This is a genomic window from Streptococcus suis (assembly GCF_002960445.1).
GTDB lineage: Bacteria > Bacillota > Bacilli > Lactobacillales > Streptococcaceae > Streptococcus > Streptococcus hyiners.
Genome location: NZ_POJD01000477.1, coordinates 1 through 273, shown reverse-complemented (window position 1 = coordinate 273; position 273 = coordinate 1). Strand labels below are relative to the sequence as shown.

The following is a 273-nucleotide window of genomic DNA, read 5'->3' as shown; positions in this document are numbered from 1 at the left end:
TCTGCGGCGTCTTCTCGGATTGGGTCGGCAATTTCTAATAGAGCTAGAGGTTCAATATTCTCAGGTAGCTGATTTTGAGAAGAAAGAAGGGACTGTTGGCTAAGCGCAAGAATCAGGACACGGGAACCACGAGCCTGTGCCTCAGAAACAGAAGGAGGATTTTGTGTTAGTAACATTTCTGGTGCCCCTAGAAAAATGTGACCAATGTTTTCTATTGTCATTGCCCCCCATTTTCTATCACTAGAAAATGGGATGATGTGACTAGCTTTATAG

1 pseudogene is annotated in these 273 nt (G+C 44.0%); it reads right to left on the bottom strand.

The features are described 5' to 3' along the window. A pseudogene (locus C1G53_RS12865) lies at positions 1 to 273 on the bottom strand (ATPase); the annotation flags it as partial.